Genomic DNA, 14,971 nt, shown 5'->3' on the forward strand with positions numbered 1-14,971 from the left:
AGTGGGAATGTTTTCCCGCCCTCCGGGGCACTCGCTCAAACTTACTCTTACGCTTTCCGGCCGTCAAATCCGGCCGAATCTCGCTTGAGCTCCCCAGCATTCATCGCCGGAACCGCGAGTCGCACGCGACTCTGCCCGGTGACTATTGCCAGGGGTTTGTCGGCAGGTCGTCCGCTGCGTTTCCGCCTCGTCCGCTTCCCTGCCGGCTCCCAAAACTTTACACACGCCCCAGCGCAGCTCCAAATCGACCCGGGGTGTCCCGGACCACGTCCCTCATAGTGGTGACGACATGACGGACAGCGAAGATATGAGCCGTCGTCGGATGTGCTCGATGAGCAGGAACATGTCCTCGCAGTAGACCGTCGGATGCCGGAAGCCCGAGCCCGGCCGGTACCGGTGCGCATAGTGCCCGGCCCCGCACACCGAGACCGCGGGACATGGAAGACACGAAGGAGCGAGCGCTGCGGCCCCGATCTGCCGGGCCGCCATTCCGGGGTGCAGCAGCACGTCGTCGAACGACGAGGTCAGCACCGAATGACCAGTGGCGGCCGCCCCGGCGTACGTACTCTTCAGCGCATCGACCTGCTCGATGGCGCCGTCGGTCTCGATCACGGCCACGGACACCGGCGACAGGCCCGCCTGCTCCGACTCTCCGGGGCCGCCGAGCAGCAACGACATCAGGTCCTCGAAGAGCCGTACGGATGTCTCGCGGCGCGGGGCGTCGTACCACCGGTCGAACACCGCTGCGAGCCACGCACCGTAACCAGGACCCGGAGGGGACGCCCAGGTGGCGTGTGGCAGGAGGAAGTCGACCGCCGGCGGGGACCATTCGAGCAGGGCCTCGTACGTGGCGATCGGGTCCGAGGTGGGGTCGATCACGCACAGGAGACCGGCGTACGCGGGGGACGTACGCAGAAGGGAGAGCGCGGCAGAGACGGCCTGGAAGCTGCCGGCTCCGGACGGGAGACGCCTGTGCCTGTCATGGTCGGCCGGCGCGCCGTCGAGCGAGACGGCGACCCGGATTCCGGCCTCGGCGAGGGCGGCCAGCCCGGAAGCGTCGAGCGTTGCACCATTGGTCTGAAGGCCCACCGTCAGCCGGCAGGGAACAGCCGCGCGTAGGGAGGCGGCGATCCGCACCAGGGTCGGGATGCCGGCGAGCAGGGGCTCCCCACCGTGCAGGGTCACGCGTACGTGCGGCAGCTCGTGACGGGTCGCGTGCTCGCCGATGCGCCGCGCCGCCGCCTGCCACAGCGCCGGGGTGATCACGCGGGGGCGGTCCCGCCAGCTCTGGTCGGCGAGCTCGTACACGTAGCAGTAGTCGCAGGCCAGGTTGCAGCGCTGGTGGACCTTCAGCACGAACTCACGCAACGGCGAAGGCCGCCACCCGGACTGCAGGAGGCGGCCGACGTCGAGCAGCCGGTGGGGCCAGTCGGGATGAGCGGTCAGCTCGTCTCCCCGGCCATCGAGAAGCTGCGCAGGCGGTTCACAGCGAACAGGGTGCCACCCACCGCGAAGATCGCCGCCATGACGATCGCCACAGGCAGGCCGACCTTCGGGTCGAGAATCCCGGTCGCCGGGGAGAGCCGGTCGGCGACAGTGATCACGTACTGCTCGATGGAGAGCACCCGCGTGCCGCTCACGAACCGGCCGAGGAGCCCCTCCCACACCAGGATGTAGACCAGCCCGAGGAGGACGGGCCGCCGGGTCAGCAGGCTGAGGAGCAGGAAGAGCGCCGAGTACGCCACGGCGCCGAGCGCCGCGGCGACGGCGAGCGCGACTCCGAAGCGTACGGAATCGGCGAGCAGGCCCGCGACGAACAGCGGGACCGCCGCGGTGACCGCACTTGCCACCACGGCCACGCCCAGCTTGGCGAGGATGATGTCGCGCCGGGGCAGCGGCTTGGTGAGGATGTGCACGATCGTGCCGTCGTCCACTTCGGAGCCGAGCACGCCGGTGCCCACGATCAGGGCGACGACGGGCAGCAGCACGGCCAGGCCGAGCCCCACGATGACCGGGGTGCCCCAGTCGCGGGCCTCGAGGCCGGCCGCGTCGCAGATCACAGCAAGCACGATCAGCAGGATCGGCAGCGGCAGGAGGAGCAGCACCCGGCGGCGGCCGAACAGGCCCCGGGCGGTGATCCAGGCGACGGTCGACATCAGGCCTCCAGCAGGTAGGAGAAGACGCTCTCCAGGGACTCGTCGGACGGGATCACCTTGCGCAGCCTGATCCCCTCGCCGAGGGCGATGCGCGGCAGCGCGCGGGTGAAGCTGCCGTAATCGCCGGCGCGCACGGTGAGGCCCTCCCCCGCGATCTCGACGCCGTTGACCGACTTCTCGGCGATGAGGGCGACGGCCAGCTTGCGGTCGTCGGACGACTTCACGGCGAAGACGTGCGGGCGGTTGGTCATCAGCCGGCGGATCCGCCGGTAGTCGCCGGACGCGGCGAGCCGGCCCGCGACCATGACCTGCACGGTGCCGGAGACCTGCTCGACCTCCTCCAGGATGTGCGAGCTGAACAGGATCGTGTGACCCCGGTCGCCGAGCTCGTGCAGCAGCGCCATCATGTGCATGCGCTGGCGCGGGTCCATGCCGTTGAACGGCTCGTCCAGGAGCAGGACCTGGGGATTGTGGACGAGCGCGGCGGCCACCCGGGTCCGCTGCCGCATGCCTTTCGAGTACGTCTCGATGCGCCTGTCCGCGGCGGCAGTCATCTCCACCATCTCCAGGGCCCACTCGGTGGCGGCCTTCGGATCGGGCAGCTTGTGCATCTTGGCGGACGCGTGGACGAACTCGCGCGCGGTCAGGAAGCCGTGCACCGCCTCCTTCTCGGCGACCAGTCCCAGCTGCTTGTAGATGGCGGGGTTGCGCCACGCCGGGGCGTCGTCGAGAGTCACCGAGCCACGCGACGGCGCGAGGAAACCGGCCATCATGTGCAGCACCGTGGTCTTGCCGGCGCCGTTCGGACCGAGGAGCCCGGTGACGCCGGGGCCGAGCGACATGGTGATGTCGTTCACGGCCACCACGTTGCCGTACCAGCGGGAGACGTTCTGCAGGTTCAGCGTGGTCACAGCGCGGCCACCCTCCGGTAGCGGGCGAGCAGGAGCAGCATGCACGCGGCGACCAGCGTGATCGCCTCGATCAGGTAGACGGCGCCGAAGCGCCCGATCTGCATGCCGGTGTTCGCGGTCGGGTAGATCCACTGCCCGACGCCACTCACCAGCGTCGACGGGCTCGCCAGCCCGGCCAGCTCCCGGGCGTCCTGCGACGGCATGATGCTCAGCACACCCACGGCCGGCGTGGTCATGAGGAAGACCGCGACGATTCCGCCGGCGGCGAAGGCACGCTTGCCCGTCAGCGACGCGACCAGTAGCCCGATGCCGGTGAAGACGAGGGCCCACAGCAGGCTGTAGGCCCACCCGGGCAGCAGGTCACCGAGCTCCTTCCACACGTCGGAGATGCCGTTCTTCGTGGTGAAGGCCGCACCCAAAAACATGATCAATTGGGGTACGGCCAGCAGCAGCCACACCGCGGTGACCATGGACGCCACCTTCGCCCCGATGTAGTCCGACGCGCGCAACGGCCGGCTGAAGTAGAGCGGCAGCACGCCCGCGCGCATGTCCCGCGAGACGAGCTCCGGGGCCACGATGGCGGCGAAGAAGATGATCAGCCAGCTCATCGAGTCGGCGTACGTGAAGTAGTTGAGCGCCTCGAGGCCCGTCTGCGCCTTCACTGCGGCGAGGATCACGCCGACCAGCAGGCAGATGCCGACGACGAGCCACGGGAAGATCTTCGACTTGGCCGAGCGGCCCAGGCCGTACGCGGCGCGCAGGCCGTGGACGTACATGGCGCCGAACACCGCCCGGCGGCCCAGCCGAGGGCCGTCGTAGCGCTGGTATCCGATGTCGTGGATGACGCTGGCTTCAGACATCTGCGGCCTCCCGAGGCGCGAAGAGCTCGGCCACCCGGTGCCGGCGCTGGTCGAGACGGTGCAGCGGCAGGTCGAGGTCGGCCACTGCGCGGAGGATCTTGTCGTACGTGTCGTCGTGATCGAGCGGCACGAGCAGCATCCGCCCGTCGGCGCGTACGGGCAAATCAAGCTCCGTCAATGCGTTTGCCAGCTCCTCGGTACCCTCGGACACCTCGACGGCGAGCACGTCGCTCGCCGCGGTCATCGCCGAGATCCGGTCCGCCCGCAGCAGCTTGCCGCCCTCGATCGCCACCAGCGAGTCGCAGATCTGCTCGACCTCGCCGAGCAGGTGTGAGCAGGTCACCACGGAGATCCCGAACTCGGTGCCGATCCGGTGCACCAGGGCCAGCATCGCGTCGCGGCCGGCCGGGTCGAGACCGTTGGTCGGCTCGTCGAGCAGCAGCAGGTCGGGGTCGTGCACCAGCGCCTGGGCGAGCTTGACGCGCTGCTTCATGCCCGTCGAGTAGCCGCCGATCTGCCGGTAGCGCTCCTCGTAGAGCCCGACGTGGCGCAGGGCCTCGGAGGCGCGCTCACGGGCGGCCGTCCGGGGCAGGCCGCTGATCTGGCCGAGGTGCGTCACGAACTCGGCCGCGGACACGTCCGGCGGCAGCGCGTCGTGCTCCGGCATGTAGCCGACCTTCGCCCGCACCTTGTCGGTGTCGACGGTCGGGTCCAGGCCGAACACCCGCACCGTCCCCGAGGTGGGCGCGATCAGCCCGAGCATGATTTTGATGAAGGTCGACTTGCCGGCGCCGTTGGCCCCGACCAGCCCGACGATGCCGGGCTCGACGGTGACCGTGAGGTCGTGCAGGGCGGTGACCCGCCCGCCGTACGACTTGGTCAACCCTTGGGTCTCGATGAGGCTCACAGCTAGAGCCTAGGAACCCGTGTCACCCGTGCGGATCAGGTGAAGTCCCCCAGTCACCCCTGAGAGCGCGTCGATGTTAAGTCCTCTTGACGTCAAGAAGTCTTGACGTCATCATGGACGCATGACTTTCCTCGATCGGGTGGTGCACTGGAACCTCGATCTCGACGGCGATCTCTACGGCGACGAGCGCGAGCGCCTCCGGTGGTACGAGGGCATGACCACGAGCGCCTCCCTGCAGAGCTTCCTGTTGCCCTGGGCCGCCGCGGTGATGGTGTGGCCGCTGGGCAAGCCGTCCGTGCTGCCGCTCGCGGTGATGCTGGCGGTCTCCTGGGCCCCGCAGCTGCTGGCGACGTTCTACGTGCGACACCGCCGGGTCGACCCCACCCCGCGGAGCTGGAGCGCCAAGCGCATCTCGCTGATGGTGATCACCGTCCTGCCGCTGGTCGTCTTCGTCTCCGGCGCCAATTACGTCCACGAGCCCCACGACACGGCCTGGCTCGGCGCGATCGTCGGCGGCGTCGTCGGCGCCCTGCTGGGAGTCGTCGTGCTGGTGGCCAAGGGCCGGCAGCGCGACCGCCAGGAGGCGGCGGCGGGAGATGACGACCGATGACACCCCCCTCCGGCCCTGTCCGCGCCCCGGAGGCGGACGGCGCCGCCGGCACCCGCATCCGCGCCGCCCGCAAGGAGGCCGGCCTGACCCAGCAGGGCCTCGCCGGCGCCGTCCAGGTCAGCCGCCAGACCGTCATCGCCATGGAGACCGGCGACTATGCGCCCTCGGTCTATCTGGCCATCAAGATCGCGAAGGCCCTGCAGACCTCCGTCGAAGCCCTCTGGGACCCCGAGCCATGACCATCCCCATCGCAGCGCCGGCACTCGGCCGAGCCAGACCAGCGGAGGGTTGTTCCTCGCGAGGTGAGGCTTTGCGGTCAGGAGCCGCCCGACCCGACGGCCTCTTCGTAGCGGCGCAGGGTGTCGACGAGAATCCGCTGTTCCGCCGCGGTGAGCGGGGCGAGGGCGTGGCGCCAGGCTGTCGCACCGGGCGAGAGCCACTCGGAGATGGCCGGGCGACTGCCGGCACCGATGTCGATGATCCGGCGGCGGCGGTCGGTGTCGTCCTCACTGCGCACCAGGACACCCTTGCGGCTCAGCTCACTCACGATCAGGCTCACCGTGGTCGGGGCGACGCCCAGCGCGGCGGCCAGCTCGTTCACGGTCTGCGGGCCGTCGAGCAGGAGCAGCGAGAGCAGCGACAGGTGCCGGGGCGAGAGGTCCAGCGAGCGCAGCTGCTCGGGCACAGGGATCCGCTTGGCCCGGCCCACCAGGCGTGGCATCAGCAGCAACAGCTCCCGGACGGTCGCATCGGTTGACATGATTTAGCTTTGACTGCAAAGGTAATTTGGCATCAAAGACATCGTAGAGGAGCGGACATGCCCCACCTGACCGTGCACGCCCTCGAGACCGACCTCACCGGCCGCGAGCCCGAGCTGATCGCCGCCCTGACCGACGCCGCCGTCGACGTCTACGGCGAGTGGGCGCGCGAGCTGGTCGTCGTTCATCTGATCGGCCTCCCGCCGCAGCGCTGGGGCATCGGCGGCAAGCCGGCGGAGGCGCCCGCCCCGACCGTCACCTTCGGCATCCGCGCCGCCGTCTTCGACCGCGCCGACGCCCGGCAGCTGACCGAACGCCTGATCGCCGGCGTCACCGATGCGATCGTCACCGTCCTCGGCGAACGGGTGCGCGCCGGCCTGACCGTGGAGCTGGTGGCCACCCCGGCCGACCGCACCGGCGTCGGCGGCGTGGTCGCAGCCTGACGCCGGGTCTCCCTCACGGTGCGGGTGGGACCGCACCCCGGCAGCACGAATGTCTTTTGCAGGGTTCGGCTCCGGCTGGATCTCGATGCGGGACTGGCGGAGATCGTTCCCGAGTCAGGGCCCGACGACGACGCCGACTTCAACGACTGCTCCGATCCGGCGGGCGCGGGCGCGGGGGCGGGGGCGGCGGGAGCGGGCGCGGGGGCGGCGGGCGCGGGCGCGGGCACGGGCACGGGCACGGGCACGGCTGCAGCGGCGAGGAAGCTGCCCCTGCGCAGTGACGTCGAGTCGGTGCTCGCCGCGCTCGACGACGCCTTGCAGGCACTAGCCCACCGATACTCCGCGCAGCGCTTGAGCGACGCTCGGGTACACCGCGCAGCGCTTGAGCGACGCTTGGGTACACCGGGCAGCGCTTGAGCGACGCTTGGATACACCGGGCAGCGCTTGAGCGACGCTCAGGCTCAGTAGTGGAGCGACTGCTGCACATCCATGGCAAGGACGCCCGCTGCGCACTGGTGATCTGCGAGAGGGATTGGTGAGCCGGAGCATCTTTGTGGCAGTGGCCCTCACGCTCATCACCCGAGCGCGGAGGGAGATGCTTGGAGTGCAGATGCAAGGTCAAGGGCTGAGGGAGCACATCTTTCCCTGGTCCAGAACGTGGCCGCCTTACTCCGAGAGGTGCGAGCGGGACTTACTCGCCTTTTCGATCATTCCGACCCGGCGTGGAAGCGGCGGGCCAGCTCCGGTGCCCGCGGAGACCTCCTCTTAGGAGGCCACGCCGAGGGCGCCGCCCCCCGAGGCCGTGGCTTGCGCGGAATCTGGCAGTTCAGCGGCAACTCCTTAGGCGGGTTCCGCGCAGTACAGCAGGCAGGACAGAGCACAGGGCAGCAGGCAGGACAGGAGCGAGACGAGGACTAGCAAGACGGACGTACGGTTTGCTAGAAAGGGTTGATGAGACTGCATCACGTACAGCTGGCCATTCCGCCCGGTGGGGAGGATGTGGCGCGCGCCTTCTACGGCGGCGTGCTCGGCATGACCGAGCTCGACAAGCCTGCCGCCCTGCAGAAGCGGGGCGGCTGCTGGTTCCGCAGGGACGACTGGGAGCTGCACCTCGGCGTCGAGCGGGATTTTGTGCCGGCCCGGAAGGCGCATCCCGGCGTGCTGGTGGAGGACCTCGACGCGCTCGCCCGCGCGCTGGAAGCCGCGCGACGGCCGGTGGCCTGGGATTCTGAGTTTCCCGGCCACCGGCGGTTCTACAGCGCGGACGATCACGGCAATCGGCTGGAGTTCCTGCAACCGGTCGCGGACCAGCCGGTCAGGGATTGAAGTACGGGTCCTCGGTCAGCGACGAGAAGGCCCGGAAGGCGGGCCGGTCGCCGGCCAGCTGGAACTGCTGCTTCGGGCCGTTGCCCTCGGGGTTGGACTCGAAGTAGACGACGGCCTTGATCTGCGGGTTCGCCTTGAAGGTGCGCTGGGCGTCGCGCAGCCATGCCGCGCGGCCGGCCGAGCCCCAGGCCTTCGCGACGCCGAACTCGCCGATCACGATGGGCTTGGGGCGTTGCGCCGCCCAGCGCAGGAAGTCGCCCATGAGGTGGCCGATGGGTTGGAACTGGTTGCCGGCGTAGACGTCCACGCAGGTCCAGTCCACGACGTCGTCGCCCGGGTAGAAGGCGGGCGCCTCGCCGCGGGCGAACCCCTCGGCGGTCGGGCAGAAGACCCAGGAGACGTTCTTGACGCGCTCCTCGCGGAAGATCTCCCAGACATGCCGGTACGCGGCGACGTAGTCCTCGGCAGACCACATCGTCGCGCGCAGGTTGGGCCGGTCCATCTCCCACCGGACGCGCAGCAGCAACGGCTTGCGCACCGCCCGGATCTTCCTGGCCTGCTTCCGGATCAGCTTGTCGTGCTCCCCGGCGAGGATCGAGCGGTTGTCGCCGGTGGCCCAGCTGACCATCAGCGTCGCACCGTCGTCCAGCAGCTCGTGGTCCGACGCCGTGCCGACCATCTGGTCGAAGCGCCGGTACGTGTTGACGATGTCGAGCGGCCGGCCCAGGCTCTCCTCGAGCCCGTCGACCGCCTCGACCCGGCCGGCGTGGGTCAGGAACTCCGGCTTGATCCACGCCCCGAGATAGGCGCCCGTGGACGGGGGCCGCACCGGGCCGGCCGTGAACGGGCCCGGATTGACCGCGACGGCCGCCGGCGGGCTGGTGAGGTCGGGCGACGGTGCCGGCTCGGGCTCGGCCCGCCGGTGCGAGGTGCAGCCGGCGAGACCGAGGACGAGCAGCACGAGCAGAGCGGTGAAAGCGCGGGGCACTGCTACTTCTTCCGCCGGGCCGTGTAGAGGACGTTCACGGCGAGGCCGTCGGTGCCGGGCAGCGCCCGTGCCGCCGCGTCGGCCACCCGGGCCAGCGGGTTGCGGCTCAGCGACTCGGTGATCATGGAGAAGCCGTGGCGCTCCACGATCTCGAAGCCGTGCCGGTCCAGCAGGCCGGCAACGGAGGCGTGCGACAGCTCGGCGAACCACCGCGAGTCCGCGTGCCGGCGGGCCCGCAGGTGGCGCAGCGAGCCGGCGTTGCCGTGGTTCTCGACCACGAGCAGGCCCGCGTCCGGGGTCGGGAGGGCCTTGGCCGCGAACGCGATCGCCCGGTCCCGGACCTCGTCGGACACGTTGAGCAGCAGGCGGAACATCGTGACGATGGCCGGGTGCCCGGCGGGGACCGGGTTGGGGACGGGACCGTCGGCGGCGATCTGGTGCCACTGCGCCTTCGATCCGACCTCTTCGGCCTTCGCCATCATCTCGGCCGAGGTGTCGTACCCGTGGGCCTCCCGGACCAGGCCGTGCAGGGTGCGGATCGCGCGCCCGGTGCCGCAGGCGAAGTCGTGCTGCACGGGCAGGTTGCGGCCGAACTCCCGCTGCACGAGCTCCCGCAGGTACGCCTGCTGCCGCTCGTTGATCTGCGACGCGTAGCTGTCCGGCGCGTACGTGACGTGCTCGTACTTGGCGACGGCGTCCGCGTCCTGGAACACCTTGGTGTAGTCAGTGCTCAACCTGTCCTCCTTGGACGAAAGGCTGCGAGGGCAAGAGGGCCCCGCAGGAGAAATGCGCCGACGGCATAGAGAACGAGAGCCAGGGCCGTGACCCAGAGCGAAGACCCGGCAACCCTGGGGAGTACGCCGAAGCACCCGACGGCCAGCGCACCGGCGGCCAGCGTCCCGGCGCCGAAGGGGTGCAGACCGGCGGAGCTGCGAACCTGGATCAGGGGCAGCAGGTTGTTGACGACCATCGCGCACGCCAGCCCGATCGCCGCGCCCAGGGCCCCGTACCGGGGAATCAGAACGACGTCGAGGGCGACCGTGACGGCCAGCGCGACCAGGACGTTGACCAGGTTCCACGAGGTGCGGCCGGCCATGGCGAGCACCATGTCGACCATGCCGCAGCCGGTGGCCACGAGCATCGCGCAGGCGAGCACCATCACGACCGGCGCCCCGGACTCGTAGTGGTCGCCGAAGAGGCGCAGGTAGATGGGGGCGTACAGGATCACCAGCAGGCAGATCGGCCAGGTGGCGAGGACGAGCCAGCCGGTCGCGGTGCGGTAGAGCTGGTTGGCGGTGTCGCGGTCACCGGTCGCCAGCGCCGATGCCAGCCGCGGCTGCACCGACTGGGAGACGCCCTGGTTGGCGAACTGGATCAACACCACAAATCGCCCGGCGACCGCGTAGACGGCGGCCGGGACCAGCCCGCCCAGGGCCGCGACGAGCAGCACGTCGATGCGCTGCAGGGCCAGCTGGGCCACGCTGGCGACAGCGCGCGGGCCGGTGAAACGCCAGAAGTCGCGGCGCAGGTCCCGCTGCTCGCTGCGCCGGCTGCGGAAGCTCTCCGGCTTGCCGGCCAGATAGATGCGGCGCAGGGAGAGGGCGGCGAGCACGGTCACCGGCAGGTAGGGCAGGGCCCAGGCGACGGCGAAGGCGGGCAGGGACGCCATGGCGGCCACCGCGGCCGTGCCCACGCACACCAGCTGGAGCACGCTGCGCAGGATCCGGTCGAGCGTGACCGTCGGACGCATCGCCTGGTAGCCCCGCGTCGCCGTGAGCAGCGCGTCCGTCAGCGCCTGCAACGGCAGGAAGACGGCCAGTACGCGCAGCCCGGCGACATGTTCCGGAACGAGCGGGGAGGCGGTGAGGCCGGCGATCGCGGGCGCCTGCCACCACAGGACGGCACCGAGGACGAGCGCCAGCACGAGCACCGGCACCAGACCCGTCCGCAGGCACGCGCCGAGCAGATGGTCACGGCCGGTGGCCCGCAGCCGGGCCGGCCAGTAGACCAGACCGGTCTGCGTGCCGAGCTTCGCCAGCCCGCCGGCCAGCACGAACGCCGCCGTCGCCGCGAAGAAGGCGCCCGCCTGCTCGGCCCCGAGGGTGCGCGCCACCAGCCAGGTGACGGCCACGCCGGTGCCGCCCGCCAGCGCCGACCCGGCCATGTTGGCCAGGCCGCCGCGAGCCGTGCGGCGCAGCGAAGCCGTGGTCACGATTGTCGCCAGATCGGCACGCGCCCCAGCCACGTGATCAGCGCCTCGTCGTGGGAGGCGTAGTAGCTCGACAGCTCGCGCCGGAGGCCGGGGTCCATGTCGGACTTGCGGGGCCGGGCGTTGTGCCGCTCGAACTCCGGGTGCCCGAGCCCGGCGGGCAGGCCGAGGAACGCGCAGACCTCGTCGTACACCTGCTCGGGCTCGCTGAAGAACCGCTCGCTCTCGACCACGTGGATGCGCTCGCGCCCGACGTGCTGCGCCATGACGCTCAGATAGCGGGCGTACTCGCCGCGCGCCCGGTAGGCGTGGTGCTGGTGGGCGAACGAGTAGTACGCCGGGTCGGCCGCGAGCCGCTCCTCCACCCGGTGCAGCCGGGCCGCCTCGAGGGCGAGGGCGTTGCCGAAGTCCCGCTCGTTCTCGAAGCCGCGCGCGACCTCGTGGTGGTGCTGCGAGTAGGCGCGCTCGACCGGGTCGCGCACCAGCACGAGCAGCTTGGCCCCGGGCAGGTCCGCGGCGATCCGGGCGGCCGCCTGCGGGTGGTACATGTAGTACGGGCTCGACTCGAACGTCTGCGCCGGCACCCCGTGCCGCTGCTTGATCTTCTCGGCGTGCCGCTGCCGCGGGAAGTGCCCCTTGTACCAGGACATGCCGCGGCGGTAAGAGACGTCGAAGTAGTGGACGCCCTTGTGCAGCACCGCCTTCATGACCACGGGGTGCTGCGCCATGGCCCGGTAGAGCGACGTGGTGCCGCAGCGCTGGCCGCCGCAGATGAGGAACGAGGGCGTCATGCGGGCCGGCGCGGTGAGCCGTCCGTACGATCGCGATCCGAGATGGACCACCCGCTTGATGGGCGTGGGCACCTTCGACGGCTTGATCACAGCTCTTCGACCCTTCTGATGAGGACGGGCAGCAGCCACGTCCCGAGCACGCCGAGGCGAGCCCCGGCCTCGGCCTGCCGATCGGTGAGGTAACGGGCGGCGAGGTCCACCAGGTAGAGCAGCGCCGTCAGCTCGCGCGCCTCCGGGGCGACCCCGAACGGCGTCAGCAGCTCCGCGGCGCGACGGACGGTGGCCTCCACCGCTCCGGCGGCGTCCCCGCTCGACTGGATGCGGCGCTGCAGGTCGTAGTGCACGGCGTCGAAACCGGCCGGCACCCCGGTCGCGAACCGCTCCCAGTCCCAGACCAGCAAGTCGTCCGCGAGGGCCGCCATGTTCCAGGGCGCCCAGTCGCCGTGCCAGGACCCGAAGCGCAGCGGCAGCCCGCCGGACCGGGTCACGAGCAGCTCGGCGGCGGCCGCGAGGGCCACCCCCTCGGGCCGGTCGCCGACCCCGGCGAGCCGCTCGCGCAGCCCCGACCAGTACGGGCTCCCGGCCAGCGCCCCGCTCGTCCAGCCGTGACACCCGGCGACGTCGACCATGGCCGCGGCCAGCCGGTGCGGCGACAGGGGCGCCCGCGGCAGCCACACCGGCAGCGCCGACTGCACGAGCACTTCCAGGTCGCGCCACTGGCCGGCGTGCAGGACGGACGGGACGGACAGCTTCGTCAGCTTCGCCCGGCCCAGGGCGGTGAGCGCCGCGGTCTCCTCCCGGACGAGCCGGCGGGTGAGCGGCCCGGTGCCCAGCTTGCCGAACCCGAAGGTCTCCCCCTCGGGGCTGATCAGCTGCAGCACCGGCTTGCGGTTCGCCCGCGCGGGTCCGATGTGGATGCTGACCGCCAGGTCCCGGCCGAGCGCCTCGCGCAGATGCCCGTCGATGCTCGCCGACGCGGGGCCCGTCACCCGTACGCGATCGCGGAGCAGCACGCCCGCCGCACCGGTCCGCAGGGCGGCGACCACCGCGTCGCGCTTGAGCCGGGCGGACCGGGACTGCGGCTCGGCATAGCGGCGGACGGCTGCCGCGGCCACCCGGCGCGAGGCCGCCGGCACGAGCAGCCGGGGCCGCCGGGCGTCGGGCACCACGAGGTACTCGGTGATGAGCGGACCGGAGGAGTCGTCCGTCGCGCAGGGTGCGGGGTAGAGCAGGTCCAGCACCTCGGTCAGGTACTGCGTCCGCAGCGCCGAGTCACCGGCGGTGAGCTCCGCCGGCGCGGTCCTAACGGGCATGGGTGTCCCCCTTCTCGTTGCGCCACAGCAGCGCGTAGGCCAGGAACATGAACGCCAGCGGGGTGGGGATCGCGTTGTACCAGAGCATCGCCGAGAAGGAACTGACGATCGCCGCGCTCGCCGCGATGCCGATCGGCGACCTGTCCCGGCGGAAGCGCCACAGGCCGTAGCCGAAGAAGCCGAGGTACGCGATCGTGCCCGCCGCCCCGTGCGCGTACAGCAGCTGCCAGAACTGCCCGTTGCCGCCCACCGTGAAGTTGCCGCAGCGCTCGCACTCGGAGCTCTCGCCGACGGTGATGGAGTTGCGGCCGCCGATGGTGTTACGGGTGGAGCCGTACCCGATGATCGGGCTCTCCACGAAGCCGTCCACGGCACGCTGCATCAGGAACGAGCGCACGCCGTTGGACTTGCCGTTGTCGAGCCGGGCGCTGACCGTGTCCCCGAGCGGCGTCGCGATCAGCGCCACGACCAGGGCCAGGGCGGCCGCGAGGACGGCGCCGATGATCCACAGCCGGCCCATGAGGACGTAGCGGGCGGCGACGTACAGCACGATGACGCCGATGCCGATCCACAGGCCACGGTTGAGCGACACCACCGCGGGCACGACGGCCACGGCCAGGCACAGCAGCGCGAGCGGGCGGGCCCCGGCGCGGCGGCTCGTCCACGCCCACACCACCAGCCAGCCCATGAGCAGGCAGAAGTTGTTGCCCCAGGTGTTCGTGTAGCCCCAGGGCGCGGCCGGGCGGGGCTTCTCGCCGCCGACCAGGTCCATGATCTGGGCCGCGTACGGGTGGACCAGCGACTGCACGAAGCCCTTGCCGCGCACCGAGCCGGGCAGCAGGTACTCGACCGGGGACGTGAACTCGAACGTGCCGGCCACGATGCCGAGCACGCCGCCGGCCACCGTGACCGCGAAGAGCCACGCGAGCAGGCGGACGAGACGGCGGCGCGAGAGCTCGGCCTCGGTCAGGTTGCCGGCGTAGATCAGCAGGACGGTCATGGACGCGTACATGAGAAAGCGGTAGGCGACCGCGATCAGGCGGCCGCTCGCGTGCTCGGCCACCGTCCCGGCGGGGTCGGCGCCGAGCGCGGCGACGCTGATCACCAGCGCCGCGAGGAAGAGCGCCCACCAGCCGAAACCGGGCGGCAGCAGCAGCGGGCGGCCCGCCTGGCGGCGCCGGATCAGCAGCACCGTCATCGGCACGGCCATGATCGGGAAGATCAGCACGCCGAGGCCGAGCGCCCACCACAGGGGGTAGCAGGCCAGGGCGGCCGCGACCGGCCAGGCCGGCAAGGCCGTCGGCCGGGCCGGAGCCGAGCTGTGCGCTGCCGCGCGCAGCAGTGTCACTTGGTGTCGTCCGGGCGGGCGGGCTTCGGGCTGGGCGAGGGCTTGGAGGTGACCGGGGTGAGGTCGATCACCGCGGTGACCTCCTCGGTGCCGTCGCCCTGGCGCTGCGGGCGGACGGGGGCCGTCAGCTGCTGGGTCTTGTCGTCGAAGCCGAGGCTCGGCACGGGCAGGGCGACCGGCACGGGAACGTCGTCCCCGGCGGGCTCGCGGACGACCCCGGACAGCTGCGGCAGCACCACGGCACCGAGCAGCGGCGTGCCGACCCGGCTCAGCTGCTCGACCGCGTCCAGCAGGGCCGGGCGCTTCGCGCGCCGCAGCTCCACCGCCAGGATGGCCGCGTCGGCGAGGCTC

16 protein-coding genes and 1 pseudogene are annotated in these 14,971 nt (G+C 71.2%); 4 read left to right on the forward strand and 13 right to left on the reverse strand.

All coding sequences use genetic code 11. The features are described from left to right. Positions 1-273 precede the first annotated feature (273 nt). From RBH18_RS38425 to RBH18_RS38445, 5 genes are all read right to left on the reverse strand, one after another. The gene (locus RBH18_RS38425; protein WP_306215425.1) at positions 274-1,356 is read right to left on the reverse strand and encodes an FxsB family cyclophane-forming radical SAM/SPASM peptide maturase; all 1,083 of its coding nucleotides are present in this window, start codon (positions 1,354-1,356) and stop codon (positions 274-276) included. A gap of 86 nt (positions 1,357-1,442) precedes the next feature. Next, positions 1,443-2,156, reverse strand: coding sequence for an ABC transporter permease subunit (locus tag RBH18_RS38430; protein WP_306215426.1), 714 nt, complete (start codon positions 2,154-2,156; stop codon positions 1,443-1,445). Further along, positions 2,156-3,112, reverse strand: a complete 957-nt coding sequence (locus RBH18_RS38435) for an ABC transporter ATP-binding protein (RefSeq protein ID WP_372339052.1) — start codon at positions 3,110-3,112, stop codon at positions 2,156-2,158. The genes RBH18_RS38430 and RBH18_RS38435 overlap by 1 nt, the downstream gene beginning before the upstream one ends. Beyond that, positions 3,064-3,927 carry an ABC transporter permease gene (locus RBH18_RS38440; RefSeq protein WP_306215428.1) on the reverse strand — a complete coding sequence of 288 codons (864 nt, stop codon included), beginning with the start codon at positions 3,925-3,927 and terminating at the stop codon, positions 3,064-3,066. The genes RBH18_RS38435 and RBH18_RS38440 overlap by 49 nt, the downstream gene beginning before the upstream one ends. After that, positions 3,920-4,834: an ABC transporter ATP-binding protein gene (locus tag RBH18_RS38445; protein ID WP_306215429.1), complete on the reverse strand. Its 915-nt coding sequence runs from the start codon at positions 4,832-4,834 to the stop codon at positions 3,920-3,922. The genes RBH18_RS38440 and RBH18_RS38445 overlap by 8 nt, the downstream gene beginning before the upstream one ends. Before the next feature lie 121 nt (positions 4,835-4,955). Between RBH18_RS38445 and RBH18_RS38450 the strand changes: the two genes are divergently transcribed. Both RBH18_RS38450 and RBH18_RS38455 read left to right on the forward strand, forming a co-directional pair. Next, positions 4,956-5,444, forward strand: coding sequence for a hypothetical protein (locus RBH18_RS38450; protein WP_306215430.1), 489 nt, complete (start codon positions 4,956-4,958; stop codon positions 5,442-5,444). Beyond that, positions 5,441-5,683: a helix-turn-helix transcriptional regulator gene (locus RBH18_RS38455; RefSeq protein WP_306215431.1), complete on the forward strand. Its 243-nt coding sequence runs from the start codon at positions 5,441-5,443 to the stop codon at positions 5,681-5,683. The genes RBH18_RS38450 and RBH18_RS38455 overlap by 4 nt, the downstream gene beginning before the upstream one ends. Positions 5,684-5,760: 77 nt before the next feature. Here the strand turns inward: RBH18_RS38455 and RBH18_RS38460 are convergent, their stop codons facing one another. Next, entirely contained in the window at positions 5,761-6,204 is a 444-nt protein-coding gene (locus tag RBH18_RS38460; RefSeq protein ID WP_306215432.1) for a MarR family winged helix-turn-helix transcriptional regulator, read from the reverse strand. A gap of 57 nt (positions 6,205-6,261) precedes the next feature. On the opposite strand from RBH18_RS38460, the gene RBH18_RS38465 reads away from it, so the two are divergent. Both RBH18_RS38465 and RBH18_RS38470 read left to right on the forward strand, forming a co-directional pair. Continuing rightward, positions 6,262-6,645, forward strand: coding sequence for a tautomerase family protein (locus tag RBH18_RS38465; protein WP_306215433.1), 384 nt, complete (start codon positions 6,262-6,264; stop codon positions 6,643-6,645). A 951-nt stretch (positions 6,646-7,596) separates the two neighbouring features. After that, the gene (locus RBH18_RS38470; protein ID WP_306215434.1) at positions 7,597-7,971 is read left to right on the forward strand and encodes a VOC family protein; all 375 of its coding nucleotides are present in this window, start codon (positions 7,597-7,599) and stop codon (positions 7,969-7,971) included. On the opposite strand, the gene RBH18_RS38475 is transcribed toward RBH18_RS38470, so the two are convergent. The 7 genes and pseudogenes from RBH18_RS38475 to RBH18_RS38505 all read right to left on the reverse strand — a co-directional run. Then, positions 7,961-8,959, reverse strand: a complete 999-nt coding sequence (locus RBH18_RS38475; RefSeq protein WP_306215435.1) for a glycoside hydrolase family 26 protein — start codon at positions 8,957-8,959, stop codon at positions 7,961-7,963. The genes RBH18_RS38470 and RBH18_RS38475 overlap by 11 nt on opposite strands. A 2-nt stretch (positions 8,960-8,961) precedes the next feature. Further along, the gene (locus tag RBH18_RS38480; protein WP_306215436.1) at positions 8,962-9,693 is read right to left on the reverse strand and encodes a methyltransferase domain-containing protein; all 732 of its coding nucleotides are present in this window, start codon (positions 9,691-9,693) and stop codon (positions 8,962-8,964) included. Continuing rightward, complete coding sequence (locus RBH18_RS38485) at positions 9,690-11,171, reverse strand: lipopolysaccharide biosynthesis protein (RefSeq protein ID WP_306215437.1); 1,482 nt, start codon at positions 11,169-11,171, stop codon at positions 9,690-9,692. Before RBH18_RS38485 ends, RBH18_RS38480 begins: the two co-directional genes overlap by 4 nt. Then, the gene (locus RBH18_RS38490; protein ID WP_306215440.1) at positions 11,168-12,046 is read right to left on the reverse strand and encodes a sulfotransferase family protein; all 879 of its coding nucleotides are present in this window, start codon (positions 12,044-12,046) and stop codon (positions 11,168-11,170) included. Before RBH18_RS38490 ends, RBH18_RS38485 begins: the two co-directional genes overlap by 4 nt. Further along, a complete protein-coding gene (locus tag RBH18_RS38495) occupies positions 12,046-13,272 on the reverse strand; it encodes a hypothetical protein (protein ID WP_306215438.1) in 1,227 nt (408 codons plus the stop codon). The genes RBH18_RS38490 and RBH18_RS38495 overlap by 1 nt, the downstream gene beginning before the upstream one ends. Next, positions 13,262-14,620 (reverse strand): O-antigen ligase family protein, encoded by a 1,359-nt coding sequence (locus RBH18_RS38500; RefSeq protein ID WP_306215439.1) that lies wholly within the window; start codon positions 14,618-14,620, stop codon positions 13,262-13,264. Before RBH18_RS38500 ends, RBH18_RS38495 begins: the two co-directional genes overlap by 11 nt. After that, positions 14,617-14,971, reverse strand: a pseudogene (locus tag RBH18_RS38505) (hypothetical protein); the annotation flags it as partial. The pseudogene RBH18_RS38505 and the gene RBH18_RS38500, both read right to left, overlap by 4 nt.

Source organism: Actinoplanes oryzae (genome assembly GCF_030757795.1).
Taxonomy (GTDB): domain Bacteria; phylum Actinomycetota; class Actinomycetes; order Mycobacteriales; family Micromonosporaceae; genus Actinoplanes.